15 protein-coding genes are annotated in these 15,283 nt (G+C 54.3%); 6 read left to right on the top strand and 9 right to left on the bottom strand.

What is annotated here, in order from left to right; genetic code table 11:
- Window positions 1-304: 304 nt before the first annotated feature.
- The gene (locus WC598_RS01045; protein WP_372959609.1) at window positions 305-2,896 is read right to left on the bottom strand and encodes a valine--tRNA ligase; all 2,592 of its coding nucleotides are present in this window, start codon (window positions 2,894-2,896) and stop codon (window positions 305-307) included.
- A 141-nt stretch (window positions 2,897-3,037) separates the two neighbouring features.
- On the opposite strand from WC598_RS01045, the gene WC598_RS01040 reads away from it, so the two are divergent.
- On the top strand, window positions 3,038-4,240 hold the full coding sequence (locus WC598_RS01040) for a TIGR00297 family protein (RefSeq protein WP_372959608.1): 1,203 nt from the start codon (window positions 3,038-3,040) through the stop codon (window positions 4,238-4,240).
- Window positions 4,241-4,303: 63 nt separating this feature from the next.
- Here WC598_RS01040 and WC598_RS01035 read toward each other — a convergent pair whose 3' ends face one another.
- The 3 genes from WC598_RS01035 to WC598_RS01025 form a co-directional block, all read right to left on the bottom strand.
- A complete protein-coding gene (locus tag WC598_RS01035; protein ID WP_372959607.1) occupies window positions 4,304-4,468 on the bottom strand; it encodes a hypothetical protein in 165 nt (54 codons plus the stop codon).
- A gap of 88 nt (window positions 4,469-4,556) precedes the next feature.
- Window positions 4,557-5,414: a hypothetical protein gene (locus WC598_RS01030; protein ID WP_372959606.1), complete on the bottom strand. Its 858-nt coding sequence runs from the start codon at window positions 5,412-5,414 to the stop codon at window positions 4,557-4,559.
- 2 nt (window positions 5,415-5,416) lie between these two features.
- Entirely contained in the window at window positions 5,417-6,007 is a 591-nt protein-coding gene (locus tag WC598_RS01025; RefSeq protein WP_372959605.1) for a pyruvate kinase alpha/beta domain-containing protein, read from the bottom strand.
- Window positions 6,008-6,103: 96 nt separating this feature from the next.
- Here WC598_RS01025 and WC598_RS01020 point away from each other — a divergent pair, with 96 nt between their 5' ends.
- From WC598_RS01020 to WC598_RS01010, 3 genes are all read left to right on the top strand, one after another.
- The gene (locus WC598_RS01020) at window positions 6,104-7,273 is read left to right on the top strand and encodes a redox-regulated ATPase YchF (protein ID WP_372959604.1); all 1,170 of its coding nucleotides are present in this window, start codon (window positions 6,104-6,106) and stop codon (window positions 7,271-7,273) included.
- 263 nt (window positions 7,274-7,536) lie between these two features.
- The gene (locus WC598_RS01015) at window positions 7,537-7,692 is read left to right on the top strand and encodes a hypothetical protein (protein ID WP_372959603.1); all 156 of its coding nucleotides are present in this window, start codon (window positions 7,537-7,539) and stop codon (window positions 7,690-7,692) included.
- A gap of 283 nt (window positions 7,693-7,975) precedes the next feature.
- On the top strand, window positions 7,976-8,296 hold the full coding sequence (locus tag WC598_RS01010) for a hypothetical protein (protein ID WP_372959602.1): 321 nt from the start codon (window positions 7,976-7,978) through the stop codon (window positions 8,294-8,296).
- A 193-nt stretch (window positions 8,297-8,489) separates the two neighbouring features.
- Here WC598_RS01010 and WC598_RS01005 read toward each other — a convergent pair whose 3' ends face one another.
- Window positions 8,490-9,683, bottom strand: coding sequence for an EVE domain-containing protein (locus WC598_RS01005; RefSeq protein ID WP_372959601.1), 1,194 nt, complete (start codon window positions 9,681-9,683; stop codon window positions 8,490-8,492).
- A 1,210-nt stretch (window positions 9,684-10,893) separates the two neighbouring features.
- Here WC598_RS01005 and WC598_RS01000 point away from each other — a divergent pair.
- A complete protein-coding gene (locus WC598_RS01000) occupies window positions 10,894-11,070 on the top strand; it encodes a hypothetical protein (protein ID WP_372959600.1) in 177 nt (58 codons plus the stop codon).
- 16 nt (window positions 11,071-11,086) lie between these two features.
- Here the strand turns inward: WC598_RS01000 and WC598_RS00995 are convergent, their stop codons facing one another.
- The gene (locus WC598_RS00995) at window positions 11,087-11,560 is read right to left on the bottom strand and encodes a hypothetical protein (protein WP_372959599.1); all 474 of its coding nucleotides are present in this window, start codon (window positions 11,558-11,560) and stop codon (window positions 11,087-11,089) included.
- A gap of 191 nt (window positions 11,561-11,751) precedes the next feature.
- Here WC598_RS00995 and WC598_RS00990 point away from each other — a divergent pair, with 191 nt between their 5' ends.
- Window positions 11,752-12,507, top strand: coding sequence for a metallophosphoesterase (locus WC598_RS00990; protein WP_372959598.1), 756 nt, complete (start codon window positions 11,752-11,754; stop codon window positions 12,505-12,507).
- Between the two features lie 154 nt (window positions 12,508-12,661).
- Here WC598_RS00990 and WC598_RS00985 read toward each other — a convergent pair whose 3' ends face one another.
- From WC598_RS00985 to larB, 3 genes are read right to left on the bottom strand one after another with little or no spacing between them, the layout of a single operon-like run.
- Window positions 12,662-13,942 (bottom strand): hypothetical protein, encoded by a 1,281-nt coding sequence (locus WC598_RS00985; RefSeq protein ID WP_372959597.1) that lies wholly within the window; start codon window positions 13,940-13,942, stop codon window positions 12,662-12,664.
- Window positions 13,943-13,961: 19 nt separating this feature from the next.
- Complete coding sequence (locus tag WC598_RS00980) at window positions 13,962-14,468, bottom strand: nicotinamide-nucleotide adenylyltransferase (RefSeq protein ID WP_372959596.1); 507 nt, start codon at window positions 14,466-14,468, stop codon at window positions 13,962-13,964.
- Window positions 14,465-15,241: a nickel pincer cofactor biosynthesis protein LarB gene (larB, locus tag WC598_RS00975; RefSeq protein WP_372959595.1), complete on the bottom strand. Its 777-nt coding sequence runs from the start codon at window positions 15,239-15,241 to the stop codon at window positions 14,465-14,467. Before larB ends, WC598_RS00980 begins: the two co-directional genes overlap by 4 nt.
- Between the last annotated feature and the right edge of the window lie 42 nt (window positions 15,242-15,283).

The raw sequence follows: 15,283 nt of genomic DNA, 5'->3' as shown, positions 1-15,283 counted from the left end.
CAAAAGTGAAATCGCCAGATTTATGGGGTAAATAATCCAGAACGCAACAACATATGTCTCCCGTGGATCCAGATACTACACTAATGGATGAAAAAGACCCGGATAACAATAAACGGGGGAACGTCTTCAGAACTGTGTTATCGCTTTTTGCTATTATTGCCATAGTTTGCGGTCTTTTTCTATCGCAATTTGCAGGACCAACCTATTTCATACTTGGCGTGTGTCTGCTGGGAGCTGGGGGTATCATCTTTTTGTTCCTGACCTTTGGCACAAATAATTGATCAAAAAAGGAAACTGGTTATTTTCATTGCTTGGCAATCGTCACGATCACATCGCCGACCGTGATAACCTCAACCTTCGCACCCTCTTCCATGTAGGAATATTTTGGCGTAAACACGTTCTCGGGCATGGGGGTTTCAATGCCGTTGAGCATAATTGTCTTGGGCGGGTTTGCGAGCTGCTCGGGGGACAGGGCCTTCACCGCGTCCATGAAGGCCTGCCCCTCTTTCTTGAAGGTCTTGCCAACGATCGAGCGGTTGAAGTCGATATCGGTGATCACCCGGTCGAGCTTTGCAATATCCGTGCGCCAGTGGACGTCCGCGTTGAGCGCCCGGCCGGTATCTCCCTCATCGTTCACCGTATGCGGGGCATAGATGGTGACTTTGCCGAGCGGGGCGTTGAGGGCGAGGCCGGCATCGTGCTTGTACTTGCGCACTCCGGCTACTACCTGAATGAGCAGGTTGCCTTCCTTTCGTGCGGCTTCGTCATCGTAGGTGAACGAAACCCACGGCTGTTTGTGGACGCTCTCGCCTTTCAGGTATGAGTAACACTCCTCGGCAAAGTAGGGGGTGAACGGGGCGAGCAGCCGGCAGAGTGCATCGAATGCGGTGTGGAGCACGAGGCAGGCGCTCTTACGTGAATCGTCCTGCAGGTAGAGCCGGCCCTTGACCAGCTCAATGTAGTTGTCGGCAAGCACATCCCACGCGAACTCGCGGATCGCCTTGAGGGCGATATCGAACTGGTAGTCCTCCATTGCCTTGCTGACCTGCTCGGCCGTGTCCGAGAGCCGGACCAGAAGCCAGCGGTCGGCAAGCGCCGTGACCGGCTGGTTCTCATCAAACCCGCCCTTCTCCAGCTGCATGAGGGCAAACTTGGTTATGTTCCACATCTTGGTCTGGAACCGGGAGGCTGCGACCACGTCGTTCCAGTTGAACATGATGTCGGACCCGGTGGCCGCGCCCATGGCGCCCCACTGCCGGAGGGCGTCTGCGCCGTACTTGACCAGGATCTCCTCGGGCACGATGATGTTGCCCCGGCTCTTGCTCATCTTGAAGCCATCTTCGCCAAGCACCATGCCGTTGACCAGGATCTCGTCCCAGGGTTTGGATCCGGTGAGCGCAACCGAGCGCAGGATCGTATAGAATGCCCAGGTCCGGATGATATCGTGGCCCTGCGGGCGGATCTGGGCCGGGAAGAACGGTGGCATACCGCTGCCGGTCCAGCCGGTCACGTTGAGGACCGAGATGGAGGAGTCCATCCAGGTGTCGAGCACGTCTTCTTCGCCTTTGAACGTGGTGCTGCCGCACTTCGGGCAGGCATGTTTTGGCTGGATGAGGGTCGGGTCTATGGGGAGGTCCTTCTCATCGGGGAAGACCATCTCGCCGCACTTCGTGCAGAACCAGACCGGGATCGGGGTCGCGAAGATACGCTGCCGTGAGATGCACCAGTCCCACTCCATCTGCTCCACCCAGTTCTCCATCCGGCGGAGCATGTGCTCGGGGTACCACTCGACCTGGTGGGCGGCCTTCTGGATCTCCTCGGGCTTGATCCTGACAAACCACTGGCGTTCGGAGAGGATCTCGATGGGGGTCTTGCAGCGCCAGCAGGTGCCAACGCGCTGGGCGAGTTTCTCCTGACGGTGGAGGATCTTCTTCTCCTTCATGTCGGCAAGGATTGCAGCCCGGCATTCCGTTGTATTGAGTCCCTTGTACTTGCCGGCAATCTCGGTCATCCGGCCCTTGCGGTCAATGGCCTTCCTGAGGGCGAGGTTGTGCTGTTTCCACCAGTGGACATCCTGCTTGTCACCAAAGGTACAGATCATCACGGCACCGGAGCCGAAGGCCGGGTCAACCGCCTCGTCCTGCACAACCGGGACATCGTGGGAAAAGAGCGGCACTTTCATGGATTTGCCTTTCAGCTTGTGGTAGCGCTCATCGCCGGGGTGCACGGCAACGGCCACGCAGGCCGCGAGGAGTTCGGGCCTTGTGGTTGCGATCTCCACGCCATCGAAATCAAAGTAATTGAGCTGCGTCTCGCGGTCCTCGTACGAGACTTCCGCAAACGCGATCGCGGTCTCGCACCGGGTGCAGTAGTTGACCGGGTGCTCGCTCTGGTAGATGTAGCCGGACTTCTGCATGCGCAAGAATGAGAGCTGCGTCTTGCTGAAGTACTGCGGCATCATCGTGATGTACTCGTTGCTCCAGTCCGTGGAGAACGCCATCTTCCGCAGGGTGATGCGCATGGCCTCGATGTTCTTGATCGTGAGATCGCGGCACATCTTCCGGAACTCTTCCCGGGACACATCGTTCTTTGTTATGTGGTTGAGTTCCTCTACCTTGACTTCGGTGGGAAGCCCGTGGCAGTCCCAGCCCTGCGGGAACATCACGTTGAACCCCTTCATCCGCTTGTAGCGGGCAAAGAAGTCGATGTAACACCAGTTCAGTGCGTTACCGATATGGAAATTGCCTGTCGGGTAGGGCGGGGGGGTATCGATCACGAACTGCGGCTTTTTCGAGTTCTTGTCAAAATAGTGATCCTCATCGCGCCAGATCCCTCTCCAGCGCTCCTCCACTTCAGCGAAATCATAGTTCTTCGGCAGTTGATCAGATGGCACCATTCGGGAGAAGGTTGGCTCTTGGATAAAATATAGTGATCGTATCTGCCACCCGGCTAACGGGAGCCGGAGACGCAGATCCCCTGCTCCTGACAATGCCTGGCATAATAAAACTCTTTTTGCTTGAAGACAAATGACTGATTAATGCAACGGCAGCGGGGACTCGGGTTCGCTTCAGCACTGGTAGGTGGCACGATCATCCTGGGACCTTACCTCCAGCCCGCGTGGCTCATGGCCCTCATCATCATCCTCTTCTCGCTCCTTCTCTGGCGGTTCTTTGATACCAAATACCTGAGCTATACGTTCTGTCTCCTTGCCGCACTCTACGGTGTCGGGCTCCTGCCGTTCTTTGTCGTGGCAACCACCCTTGCAATGCTTGCTCTCGGCGAACTGGTATTCCAGCGGGGGGCCGACGATCTCAATACCTATCTCTACTACATCATCTCCACGGGATGGGCCGGCGTGCTCGTCATGACCTATCTCCACACGAACGCGATTCTCACCATCATCTTCGGTATCATTGCGGCTGTGCTCCTCAAGGTGATCCTGCTCAAGTACGAAGACTCCCTCATGATCGAAGGCGTGGGGATAGCGATGACCATGTGGCTGATCCAGGAGCTCAACTACCAGGCAAACCTCCAGATGGTGGTTGCTGCGGTCATTGTCGGGTTCACCTTTGGCTATTTTGCGTTCCGGTCAAAAACTGCCGACCTGTCCGGTCTCTTCTCTGCGGCCCTTGTCGGGATCATCCTGCTCGTCTTTGCCGATACGCGCTGGTTTTTGATCATGCTCGTCTTCTTCATCCTCGGTTCTGCGGCAACCAAGTACAAGTTCGAATACAAGAAACGGATCGGGGTTGAGCAGGGCCAGAGCGGTGCCCGGGGATACAAGAATGTGTTTGCAAACGGCATTGTCGCAGCCGCGGCAGCCGTCCTCTTCGGCGTCTTCCAGGAGCCGATCTTCATTGTTATGTACGTTGGCTGCGTTGCAACGGCGGCAGCAGACACCCTTGCGAGCGAGATCGGCGTGACCGGTGGCGTGCCGTTCATGATAACAACCCTCAAAAGGGTTCCCATCGGGACAAACGGCGGGGTTACGCTCGTTGGTGAGGGTGTTGCTCTTCTCGGGGGTTTTGTAGTCTCGCTTGCAGCGCTCCTCCTTGGCGTGATCGACCCGTGGATGCTGGTCATCTGCACTCTTGCAGGTTTTGTCGGCACCAATATTGACAGCCTTATCGGGGCAACGCTCGAGAACCGCGGGTTTTTGGGAAACGCCGGCACCAACCTGCTCGCAACAATTGGCGGCGGTCTCTTTGCGGTGGCGGTTTTCCTGCTCGTGAAATTATGAGGGCCCTTCAGAATATCGTAACCTACCTGGAAACACCCCCGTGTTTCCCAGAAAACACATTTCTTATGAAATGATGATGGGGGCTGATCCCACCATCCCCCCCGTTGCGATGCTCACCCACAGTTTCAACGGGGCCCGCGACGGATCCGTGACAACATATGATTCCGATATTGCCCCATCGTACCGGAACCCGGTGGTCAGGAGTACTCCTCCAATAAGGTTTTTCATGGTCCGGGTGTCACCCGCGGTTCATGTGCGTTTCTATCGTTCCGATATCAGCATCCACATACGGCTGAGTCTTCTCAAAAAAAGGGTGTTAATATTTGTACCAGCGGCCCTTGCTGTCATATTCGCCGGACACCGGCTGCTGCTCGATGGTAATCGTGCTGCCAGCGCTTCCGGCTGCAAGGTTCCGGAAGAAGCAGGCCTTGTAACAGTAGAGCACGGGGACGAGCAGGAAGCCGGCAAGGAAGAGGACTGCCGCGGTGATTCCCGTGCTGTCCGGGCCCAGGAGGGCGATGAGCTGGTCCGGCGTGATTGCCTGGATCTGGGCCTCCGTGTACCTTGTGAGGGGTTCGAGTTTGTCGAAGAGGAGCCCCTCCCAGAGGATCATGAGGGGGAAGATGATGCAGAACGCCGCCATTGCGCTGATCACGAAATAGGCAATGACCTCGGCAAACCGGGTTGAGACAAGCTCAATGCTCCGCTTGATCGATGCAAAGACCGGGCGATCTTCAAACACTGCGGCCGTGTCGAAGAAGAACGTGAAGATGATGACCGGGATCGCAATCCCGAAGATCGTTCCGCCCAGTATCGCTGAGTCTGCACCGAGGCCGATGAGCGCAAGCGTTGCTGCGAGCAGGAAAAAGACGATCAGGATCGAGAAGATGATGACGAGCATTGGCAGGAGCACCCGGAAAAACTGCCGGACGCCCCCGCGGACCAGGGCTGCGAGGCCCGTTGTGTTCTCTTTTACTGCAGCAAGCATGCCGGCAACAAAGAGCAGGATTACCAGTCCCGCGATGACGAGCAGCCGGGCTGCAAAAAACAGGCCGGAGAGCATCAGCATGACCCAGATGAGTGCGGCACAGGCCCCTGCAACCAGCCCGGGAATCCAGAGGACCGGCGATCGGGCCAGGAGCTGAATGGCTTCCTTGAACTCTGCAACCGCCATTGTTACCGGACCCTTGGCATGGCCACGATCTCGCGCACCTGGAGATCAAAGAAGTTCGCGGTATTGGCAGTGCGGATAACGCAGACCGTATCTGCACCGGTTGCGGTGCCGCCGACTGCGATGACCTCGTCCTCAATTCCAATCGTTCCATTGTCTGCGGCAATCAGGACACATTCGACAGCAACTTTGAGGCCGATGGCAACTACTTTCCTGAGCGCCTCGGCAATGGCTTCGGTACGGGAGCCCCCGCCAACTTTCGGGGACCGCGAGAGTGCGCGTTCAAGACCCGAGAGGGCGTGGGTGCCGGTGACGATCGTTACTCCCTCTGCCCGCAATGTGGCGGCAGTCTCCTTTGAGAACTCCCAGACGCCCGGTTTTGCAAAGCCAAAGACATGGGTCACGACAACGAGGCGGAGGCCGGACCCCTTCATGGCCGCATGAAATACTTCGGCGGTTGTGCCTGTTGTGCTGGCAACGACCAGGGTTTTTATCCCGAGTTCCCGGGCCCGCTCAACGGCGAACCGGGCCGCGTCAGCGGAGTTCTCCGCCCCCGGCTTGTCAAAATAATAGCATTTTTTCGCAACGAACGTCATAAGTACCTTTTAATAAGCCGGGATGAAAAACTTTGTCAGATTTTGTCCGGCCGGATTGTGCCGGAATCTGTTATCATAAATCCGAGGACCCCTCACATGATTACCCTTGCCCTTGCAGGAAAACCGAACTGCGGAAAATCGACCTTTTTCAAGGCAGCAACCATGGCCAATGCCGAGATCGCCAACTACCCGTTTACCACCATCAACCCCAACTTCGGGGTTGCCTACGTGCGGACGAAGTGCGCCTGTTCAAATCTCCCGGTCAAATGCAAACACTGCACGGACGGCAACCGATTCGTTGCCGTCAACCTCATCGATGTTGCCGGGCTCGTGCCCGATGCCCACAAGGGCAAGGGGCTGGGCAACCAGTTCCTCGACAACCTCCGCCAGGCAAATGCCATCCTGCATGTCATTGACGCGAGCGGCGGGACCGACAGCGAGGGAAACCCGGTGGGTGCCGGTAACCATGATCCCGATGAGGATGTCTCGTTCCTCCTGTACGAGATGACGATGTGGGTCCATGGGATCCTCGACAAGCACTGGTCCCGGATCAGCCGCCAGTCGCAGGGGAAGGGCGCGGTGATCGAGCAGGGGATTGCCGACACTTTCGTTGGCCTCGGCATCACGCTCGAAGATGTGCGCGACGTGGCCTTACAACAGAAGCTTGATCTCGTGCACGCGAACATCGAGGACCTTGTCCCGCTCTGCGCCGAGATGGTGAAGATCTCAAAGCCTATGCTGGTTGTAGGGAACAAGTTCGATGAGGCGCCGGAAGCACTGCGCGTAAAACTTGCCGCGCAGAACGTGGCGTTTGCAAGTGCAGCATCCGAGCTGGCACTGCGCAATGCGGTGGCTGCGAACGTGATCCAGTACCTGCCGGGCGACGAGCAGTTCCGGGTGGGCAATGAGGTCACCCTCTCTCCCGCCCAGAAAGCCGGCCTTACGAAGATCGCCGATGTCATGAAGCAATGCAAGGGCACCGGTGTCCAGCAGGCCATCAACCGGGCAGTCTTCGAGCTCCTCGACATGATCGTTGTCTACCCGGTTGAGGACGAGAACCACTACTGCAACAAGCAGGGCGATGTGCTGCCGGATGCCTTCCTGATGCGGCGGGGCTCCACGCCCCACGATCTCGCGTACCAGGTGCACACGGAGATCGGCAAGGGATTCCTGTATGCAATTGATGCCCGCACCAAGATGCGGATCAAGGAAACCCACGAGCTCAAGGATGGCGACATCATCAAGATCGTGTCCGCTGCCAAATAGGAATCTCCTTTTTTTTTAATGCGCTGCTGAATACAATCAGAGCGCGTAGTTTTTTTTTTAAGGATTCATGCATCGTGGTGGATACAACATCAGGAACCCTGGCACGTCCATGGGCGCCCGTAAAGGATGGAACAGCGGTTCAACCGGGTGATGGGAGATTATTCCCCAGGCATCGATGTGCCTGAAGTGCGGGATGAGGGTGAAGGATTACCAAGACTTTATCACACCGTCTTCCCATGAGATGTATATCCGGAGATGGAGAGATGTCCGAAGCACAGCAATCCGATACACTGAACAATCTCGTGAAATTCATCATCTGTCTTGCCATTCTCGGCACTATTCTTGCACTCGCATGGTATTTTGCCGTGGACCTGCCCGTTCAGCAGATGGCGATTCACGCGCCGATGAACATCCGCTGATACCCGGTACAATGGAGCCGGGAGACCGGTTAATCGTTTCCCGGCAGGATTCAAAGATACAACCGGTCCTTACGAGGACTTGTGCGGCGGGTTGCCGGCGGAGTCTGACAATTGTCATGCTGCTGTCTGACAAATCACCCGCCCCATTGCCGCTCTTTTCGAAAAATACCCCCTCTCCATCCATTTTTTCCCGCTCAAAGGGCATTTTCCCCACAAGGTTTATAACCCGAAAGTGTGAACAGGAGATTTACCGAGAGGATGAAGAACGGTAGGAGGTGGATTCATGAGTGGAGAGATATACCAGGCCCAGGTGATTCGGAATTTCTTTGACTGTATCACCGGGACCGACCGGAACCTGACCCGCATCTACATGTGTGTCATGAGCCTTGCAAAACTCCGCATGGAATCTCCTGAAAAGATGACAGCCCTGATCGATCAGCTGAGGAAGAGCAAGATCCAGAAGGAGCTGTCGGTCGACATCCTCGATTACATGTGCGATGCGGCAAATGCGCTCGAACTTGAACAGGTGCAGACTGCGTTCGGGGTCAAGGATATCAAGTCGGTTGCGCAGGACTTTGCCGGGATCAGTATGGACAGTTTGTAAGACCGGGCTTGAGATGGTCATTTTAATTTTACGGACGGTTAGCCGTAAATATAAAAAATATTATAATGGTTCGAATCCCCCAACAACACTTTAACATCGATAATACGGCTCTAAATTTTGAATAATAAAAAGAAATAGCGAAAGTGGACTCATTCTCTCATTATTTTTGCATAGCTCTGAAAAAATGAGATGTTTAATTTATCAGATTTCTCATTTCTTCAATACTCAACACATTATTTCGAAATCTATGAATCATGCGATGACAATTTGAACATACGGGTACTAGGTCAATTTTTGGATCCACTTCCACTTCCTTTTCAAAGGTACTAATCGGTTTGATATGATGAATCTCAATAAAGCCTTGACCTCTTTGTTTATACTGTTGAGAGAAATCGAATCCACAAACTGAACATTGCGTTCCATGATATTTGATGGCCGCTGTCCGGTTTTTTGGATCCCGTTCATAGCGTTTCCCATAATAATACACGAAACCCCCTTCTTTTGCCCGCCGCTCTTCTTCAGAAGGATCTATATCCAAATCAACGTCTTCTTTCATTTGAGGATATACTGATAATTTTCTTTTCTCAATCTCTTTGGATAATAATTCCCATTCAGATTCGGTTACGGGAAAATTGGTTCCGTTATGCTGTCGCATTATTGAAAGATCAGATAATTCTATTATTGTTTTAAGTTCCGATTCAAGCAATGGGGGCTCTAACACGGTCATATAGCCTAAATCAACTATTAATTCCTTATAGTCCGTCTCATCAGTTTTCTTTAGATTGACCCAGGATTCATCAATGTTGACTTTTCGCATTAGAGGTTCGGAGATAATGTCAGATATTGCATAAATTCCACGTTTTTGTCCCGCTATCCACAATAAGGCCAAATCACCCTTCGCAATTTTGTTTTTATATTGTCGTATGGGCCAGATTGAATTCATCTTCGATAAATCATCAAAATCTTTTATGAGATCATAATATTTTGGATTCGATTGAAATATCCATACATTCGGTTTTCCTTTATGCTGTTGCGTTTTTTCTCTTGATTGAAAAATTTCTGGATGGTTTTCAATTGCTTTAGTTAACTCGGGGCGCAATATCCAAGGGAAATTATTGCCCTCTTCATATCCTAAAAATGGAACATGCCACCATCGAGGCTTTCCGTCTTTTCTTAATGGAGGTTGTGCTTTAGTTTTTGCGATTACACGTTTACTAAACCAACTTATGAGTGAATTTATCGGACCGTGATGTGTATAACTTGTCATCGGTACGATTTCTGAAGCTCTAATTTCATGATTTGGACTTTCGTATACAATTTTTATAATTTCTAAATCTTTATCAGTAGTAACTTTTTTTGTTCGTAAGTAAATCAGTCCAATCTTCAACACTTATATCAAGATGATCATTATAAAACATAAAATCTCGACGACCTATTATACTAATAATGATTTGTTATAATTCAATTTTATTATTGACTTTTTCAATTATTATCCTGTGGTTTATTCTATATGAACCAAGGTTAGACCCCAAAGGTTTTTACAACTTCTCGGGGACATCCGATTGGTGTGATCGGCCTATTGCGGTGCATCTTTTTTACTATCATCCCGGATCCCGGTAAGTGCGTAGCGCAAAACCCGCCGAGGCGTTTTGCGCGTAAGGCATCGCTCCGGTGGAATGAATCGGACCGGTCCTTTCAATCCCGGCCCGGCTAAAAAATATTTCAAGAAAAAATTTTTAGAAATTTTTTCTGATCGATCACTGTTGCCACAATTTTCTATCGCATTACGATGCCTACCGCCGCCCCCGGCGGGGCGCCCCCGCGGCGGTTCAATTACCGGGAACCTCCGGCCAACTCATTCCAAAACCGGGAAAAATTCTGTCAATCCCCGCTCCCCCGTCTCCGTCGTAAAACCCATCCTCCGACGTAAAAACAACTCCCATACACACCCAGAATGCCAAACAGGGCATAAATTGGACCGCATATAATGCGTTCCAAGGCACCATAGCATCGTTTGGCGGGCCTTTTTCTTGGACCCCCGACCTTTGGTCTCACGAAACATCCGGAGCGAAAATTCACCCTGCTCCTGAAAACGACCAATTATGCTCTATTCGCTATTCCGGGTCACATACGTTGCCCGATGGCATCCGGGTCCGTTTCGGGCATTTCCGGGAAATGGTCGGATTGGCAAACCGGGCATTTTGCGGGTTTTTCTGGGTCTTATCTCCTATTCTGGCATGGAGGTGGGGGCAGGCACCACGGATGATATTTGGTGAATAACCGTGGGTTGTCGGGGTCTTCCTGGGAACCCTGTTTTGTAACGACCCCGCTGAAAAATTTTCAATCATGGTGCGCTCAAAAAATTTCCATCAAAGTCTGCCGAAAATTTTTCAATCAAGGTCCGGTTAAAAAATAAAAATCAAAGTCTGATTGATCCGGATCCGGTTTTCAATCGCGATCGTGATCGCGCTGATTTTTTTTAATCAAGGTTTGACGAAAATTTTTCAACCAGGGTCTGCCCAAAAAATTTCAATCATGGTGCGGTTGTGAAAAGTTAACCACTATGCCTCAACCGGACCTGAGCGTATCAGGAGTGAATGCGTCCGTTTGTCTCATTTTTCAATCATGGTGCGCTGAAAAAATTTCCATCAAAGTCTGCCAAAAATTTTTCAATCAGGGTCCGGTTGGAAAATAAAAATCAACGTGCGGTTGATCCGGATCCGGTTTTCAATCGCGATCGTGATCGCGCTGAGATTTTTGAAATCAATATGTGAAGAAAAAAGATGGGAGTTATTCCAGCCCCAGCGCTTTTTTGTAATCGGACAGGATCCGGACAATGAGCTTGCGGTGCTCCTCAAGAGCTTCTTCGTCATCCTCGGACGTGATGAGGGCAACCACGTAGATCATCACGAGCGCATTGTCGAGTTCGAGCGTGCCCGGGTCCTCATTCTTGTCCGCGGGAATAATCACGGGAACAAACGCCCGTTCGGCCTCCGTGAATGCAACCGAGAGATCCGCAGTCACCTGCGAGTTGTTCCGGTCCGCGGCATTGGCGCTCACAATGGCGAGTGCCTTTTTCAGGCCGGCATTTGCCGGGCTGTCCGGAATGAGCGCTATGGCATGGGTACACTCGCGGACCGCATTTTCGTACAGGCCGAACTTGTATGCCAGGAATGCGGATGCAATCTCGTGCGCTGTTGCAGGGGGAAACCCGGGAAAGCGGGTTCTCATTCGTTCGATATATGCGTCAAGGAATCGTTCCATGGATTGTGGCCTCGTGGTTTTTGGATTCATGCCCTGCCGCAGACCGGGCCCGCGGGCTGGGACATGCAATCCCGTTACCCATACGTTTGACGAGGTCTCACATCAACGTATTCACAGACAAAAGCCATTGGTTGAACCGTAACCATCCTAGGTATATATGAAAGAGAAGATCCAATAATTTCGCTACCGGTATGGGTGCCATAATATTTTCTGACGTGCACGCAGATGCAGCCGCGATTGGTGCGCTTGCAACCTGCATTCGGGATCCGTCATTCTCCGAGACATTTGGTCCAGTCGATCTCCTGGTGAACCTTGGCGACCTCCTGCATCGCGGCAGCCGCCCCCAGGAGACGCTGGAGAAGGTCCATACCCTCTCGCAGGAACACCGCCTCGTCTCGATTCTCGGCAACCATGACCACGCCTTCCTTCATGGTATCCTCGTGAGCGGCAGCGACGCCGCGAGCACGTACCGCCACGAGCAGCTGCGGGACTCCCCGCTCCTCTCCATCTTCAATACCATGCCCATGGAGTGGACCGACCGCGAGATGCTCTTTGTCCACGGGGGGCCTCTCGACCTCGGGAACGATACGCTCCGGCTCAAGTGCTGGCAGCGCCTCTCGCACGAGGCCGGCGACTTTTTCACCGGCTACCATTACACGGCCCCCATGGCCTTCGAGAACCTTGAACAGCGGGGGCTCACCCACATGTGCTGCGGCCACCAGCACGCCCACATCTGCTGCCGGAAGACAAAAGACGGCATTGTGAAGCACGAGCTCGATTTCCAGCCGGTGACCCTGGCGTCTGACCGGAAGATCCACCTTGACGTATGCCGGGTGCCGCTGGATGTCCCTACGCTCCTGCGCGTGGGGGGCTGTCACGGGTATGCCCCGGAGTTTGCGTACACCGACTCTACCACCTTCTCCTTTATCCGGTTTGCATCCCGCTGATGCAGTCCGCATCGGACGGCGCTCTTTTCCCCCGCGGTACCCAGTCGCATCCCGTACGATATCGCGGCCGGGTAATTCCGGGGGGCGGCCGCGAGCACAAAAAAGCAATTCCAAAAAAGGTGTGAGGGCCGGTTGCACTCACGGAAGAGAGCGATCAGGACCCGGTTATCTTAACCTGCACGTTCTCACCGGCAAGAAGGCCGGCCTTTTTTATGAGATCCTCAAAGATGACCGGCATCTCATCTTCGGTTTTTTTCCGCCACTCTGCCAGCTCGTCCTTGTTCTGCCCCTCTTTTGCAAGCATGGACTGCTGCTGCTTTTTCTCCCGTTCAAGGGACTGGATGCGGGAGAGGAGCGGATGTGCTGCAAGGTTCTTGCCGGCAGCAATGCAGGCCTCATCGTGCGTCCGAACCTCCCGGCTTGCTGCGCACATATCCGAACAGAACCGGGGGGTGTCGGAAAAGAGCGCCCGCTCCTCTTTGTTTTTTAAAGAGATGTCCCCGCTTTCGATCATCCGCTCGGCAATAGGGCAGGCAGCTTTCAGCGCGCCTGCAAGATCGTTTTCGTCCGGGATGTCGTGATCCGAGAGGAGTTCCATAACCCGGCGGAGTACTGCGGTCTCCGGCGGGTGGTGCTGCTTCTGCGAGATCTTGTCCGCCTTGCGGAAGACATGCGATGCCGTCATCGAGAGCGCGGCATACTGCCGGACCGCATCGTCGCGGGTTTGCTCAAGCATGGCGAGCGCGGATCTCTGCGCCTCGATCTCCAGAGCATTCTCACCGGTATTAAGGTTGGCAAGCTCTTTTTCAATGGCTGCTACCCGGGCGGTAATTTCATGGATCCGGTTATCCGACCGTGCGTCTTTCTCAATGGACCGGGCAAGATCCTCTTTCATGGTGCCAAGGGTTGTGTGCAGGGAGCGGATCTCCGTAGTGAGGGTTATCTCCTGCCGGTACGCTGATAACGCGGAGGTGAGCCCGTTGATCTCGCGACCCATGGTATCGATGCCGGTCTTGACCGACTTCATCTCTTCGGGAAATACGATCTGGAGGTAGCGCCCCTGTCCCCGCATGCTGTTCAGGCAGCTCTTCACGCATTCCACTGCGGCAAGGTAAAACTCCTCCCGGTCGTCCGGCAGTTCCTTTGCCAGGGACGAGTTCATCGCCTTCACAAAGAGGGGCAGGGAATTTTTTGCAATGCTCTTGATCTTCGGGTGGAGCACGGGATCGTCCTCGGCCCCTGCGATATTGTTCACGATGAGCTGGAGCCCGGCTGCCGCATTCCGGATGTTCCGGACCGGCTCTTCCGTTATGGCAACGAGCCGCTCATGCGCCCTCTTCTCGCGGTCATCCAGCCAGGAAGGAACCGCGCTGGATGCAAGGGTGAGTGTCTCGGGCTCTTTTCTCGTGAAGAGTTTCTTTATCAGTTTGTACATCTGGACTCCATCTGGGAATTCAATCCTCGCGTGCAATCTGCCGCAGTCGTTTTACCCCGTCTATTTCCTTGATGACCTGGACAACCTCGGGGGGGACAAGTTTCTCCCAGGATTTGCCCGCGAGCATGCGGTTGCGTATCTCGGTACCGCTCAGCAGGTCCCGCTCGTACATTGCCGGCGACTGGACTTTGATGCCCGCATCGCGGAAGAGCTGGACAACGAGCGGGTTCGAGGAGTAACAGATATCGAATGGCGGGGCCATGGACCGGACATGGGCTACCCAGAGGGCGTTGCGCTGGATATCCTCAATCGGAATCACATAGCACGGGCATCCCAGGTCATGGAGCGAACGCGTGATCATGAGCACCCGCTCGCCCGCGGTGAACGGGTTGTCCACCTGGTGCGAGAGCTGTGCGCTGCCAACGCCGATGATGATCTCGTCCACTTTGCCTGCTATGTGTTTGAGCACGGTCTGGTGCCCGTTGTGGTATGGCTGGAACCTCCCGACATAAAATCCGCGCTTCATGGTTTTACCCCCATATTTGCTATCCGTGCGGCAAACGCCCCGGCCGTGAACCCCGCGTCGATGTTGACCACGGCCACGACCGAGCAGGACTGGAGCATGCTCGCAAGAGCCGCCTGCCCCTGCCCCATGTAGCCGTATCCCACGCTCACCGGCACACCGATAACGGGCTTGTCGACAAGCCCCGCCACGACCGCAGGAAGCGTTCCCTCCCTGCCGGCGCAGACAATAAATGCATGGGCCGAGAGGAGCGGCTTTAATGCCGGGAAGAGCCGGTGGATCCCGGCCGCGCCGACATCGTAGGCGATCTTCACGTCGCATCCCATCTCTTCGGCAATGACCCGCGCCTCTTCGGCAACGCGGATGTCGGACGTGCCTGCGGTGATGATCGCAACAATCCCCCCGGCCGGTGCCGGTGCGGGCCGGCTGCCGAGGATCAGGATCCGGCCGGACTCGCGGTGGGTAACGGGGATGCTCTCGGACTCGGCCCGGCCCTGGACTGCGAGCACCTGCTCGGGAGTGACACGGGTTATGACACAGCGCCCCGCGGATCGGGCGAGCCGGACTGCGATCTCCGCGAGATGGCCCGGATCCTTGCCTTCGGCAAGCACCACCTCCGGCATGCCGCACCGGACATTGCGCCCCAGGTCGAGGCACGCGAAATCGCCGACCCGCTCGAGCCGGAGCCCTTCTATGGCTTCGGCCGCAGCTTCGGCACTCAGTTCCCCGCATTTGTACTGGTCAAGCAGATCCTGCAACGCCCGGTTTGCTGGCATGATTGTAATAATACAGATATGGATCGGCGTATAATAAGTTAG

It is taken from the genome of Methanoregula sp. (assembly GCF_041645475.1).
GTDB lineage: Archaea > Halobacteriota > Methanomicrobia > Methanomicrobiales > Methanospirillaceae > Methanoregula.
This window is presented reverse-complemented; position numbering and strand designations above follow the sequence as displayed.

What these genes read in the sequence shown, in the direction of transcription:
- WC598_RS01045 (WP_372959609.1), bottom strand. Translation starts at nt 2,896, where the DNA reads ATGGTGCCATCTGATCAACTGCCGAAGAACTATGATTTCGCTGAAGTG.
- WC598_RS01040 (WP_372959608.1), top strand. Translation starts at nt 3,038, where the DNA reads ATGCAACGGCAGCGGGGACTCGGGTTCGCTTCAGCACTGGTAGGTGGC.
- WC598_RS01035 (WP_372959607.1), bottom strand. Translation starts at nt 4,468, where the DNA reads ATGAAAAACCTTATTGGAGGAGTACTCCTGACCACCGGGTTCCGGTAC.
- WC598_RS01030 (WP_372959606.1), bottom strand. Translation starts at nt 5,414, where the DNA reads ATGGCGGTTGCAGAGTTCAAGGAAGCCATTCAGCTCCTGGCCCGATCG.
- WC598_RS01025 (WP_372959605.1), bottom strand. Translation starts at nt 6,007, where the DNA reads ATGACGTTCGTTGCGAAAAAATGCTATTATTTTGACAAGCCGGGGGCG.
- WC598_RS01020 (WP_372959604.1), top strand. Translation starts at nt 6,104, where the DNA reads ATGATTACCCTTGCCCTTGCAGGAAAACCGAACTGCGGAAAATCGACC.
- WC598_RS01015 (WP_372959603.1), top strand. Translation starts at nt 7,537, where the DNA reads ATGTCCGAAGCACAGCAATCCGATACACTGAACAATCTCGTGAAATTC.
- WC598_RS01010 (WP_372959602.1), top strand. Translation starts at nt 7,976, where the DNA reads ATGAGTGGAGAGATATACCAGGCCCAGGTGATTCGGAATTTCTTTGAC.
- WC598_RS01000 (WP_372959600.1), top strand. Translation starts at nt 10,894, where the DNA reads ATGCGTCCGTTTGTCTCATTTTTCAATCATGGTGCGCTGAAAAAATTT.
- WC598_RS00995 (WP_372959599.1), bottom strand. Translation starts at nt 11,560, where the DNA reads ATGGAACGATTCCTTGACGCATATATCGAACGAATGAGAACCCGCTTT.
- WC598_RS00990 (WP_372959598.1), top strand. Translation starts at nt 11,752, where the DNA reads ATGGGTGCCATAATATTTTCTGACGTGCACGCAGATGCAGCCGCGATT.
- WC598_RS00985 (WP_372959597.1), bottom strand. Translation starts at nt 13,942, where the DNA reads ATGTACAAACTGATAAAGAAACTCTTCACGAGAAAAGAGCCCGAGACA.
- WC598_RS00980 (WP_372959596.1), bottom strand. Translation starts at nt 14,468, where the DNA reads ATGAAGCGCGGATTTTATGTCGGGAGGTTCCAGCCATACCACAACGGG.
- larB (WP_372959595.1), bottom strand. Translation starts at nt 15,241, where the DNA reads ATGCCAGCAAACCGGGCGTTGCAGGATCTGCTTGACCAGTACAAATGC.